Source organism: Roseateles sp. P5_B10 (genome assembly GCF_056400485.1).
Map to the genome: position 1 here is coordinate 1 of NZ_JBFULE010001211.1, position 1,153 is coordinate 1,153.

A 1,153-nucleotide genomic window follows, 5' to 3' on the forward strand; every position below is an offset into this window, starting at 1 on the left:
GCACATGCGGGTACCACTCCACCATGATGTGCGGGTAGTAGGTCAGCCAGATCGCGCCGGCCTCGGGCGGGCGGCCCTCGCGGAACTTCAGCAGTTGGTCGTGCCAGCGCTGGTACACGGGCGAGCCGGGGCGCTCCAGGTCCTTGTGCACGCCGACGGTCTGCACCGAGTGATGCTTGCCGAACTCCCAGGCCAGGTCGTCGCAGCTGACGAAGCCGCCCAGGCCCGGGTGGAAGGGGCCGACGTGGTAGTCCTCAAGGTAGACCTCGATGAAGGTCTTCCAGTTGTAGTTGCACTCGTGGACCTGGACCTTGTCGAGCACATAGCCGGTGAAGTCCAGCTGGGCGCGCGGGCCTAGCTTCGCCAGCTCCGCAGCCACGTCGTGGCCGTTGTCCTCGAACAGCAGGCCGTTCCATTCCCGCAGCTTGTAGCGGTTCAGGTTCAGGCAGGGGTCTTCGGCAAAGTGGGGCGCACCGATCAATTCGCCCTGATGTGAATATGTCCAGCGGTGCAGCGGGCAGACGATATTGGCCTGGGTGTTGCCGCGGCCCTTGAGCATCAGCGCCTGGCGGTGGCGGCAGACGTTGGAGATCAGCTCTATCCCCTGGCTTGAGCGCACCAATGCCCGGCCCTCGCCCTCCTGCGGCAGGGCGTAGTGGTCACCGATTTCGGGGACGGCCAGTGCATGGCCGACGTAGCGGGGCCCTCGCTGGAAGATGCTGGCCTGCTCGCGCTGGAACAGATCGGGGTCGAAATAGGCGCTCACCGGGAGCTGGGTCTGGCTGCGTTTGAGCGCCGAGACGGGAAGACTCAGGTCGGACATGATCCAGGCGGGTCTTTCAGGCGGGTAGAGGTGCTGCGTCCCTCCGGCGCATCTCGGGGCTGCCGAGTCGGCCAGGTTGCTAGGTGTGAAAAGGGGAGCGCGAAGGCACGCGCGTGCGCGCTCGAGCGAGAGGTCCGGGATTCTACGCATGCCCGCGTCCTCCGTCCGACGGTTACGTCCGCAGGCACCAAGCTGAGGAAGCCCGCTGACTACAATTGCTGTTTCGCGTTTTGAAATGACCAAGTCCTCTCCCCGCACCAAGGCCGCCTCGAGCGACGGCGATGCCGACCTCAGCTACGAGCAGGCGCTCGACGAGCTGGAGCGCATGGT

Annotated in this window: 1 protein-coding gene; it reads right to left on the minus strand. The window is 65.5% G+C overall.

What is annotated here, in order from left to right; translation table 11 throughout:
- Positions 1-823, minus strand: an 823-nt coding sequence (locus AC1DU6_RS32175; RefSeq protein ID WP_477862274.1) for an SRPBCC family protein, incomplete at its 3' end; no start/stop codon positions are given.
- Positions 824-1,153 lie beyond the last annotated feature (330 nt).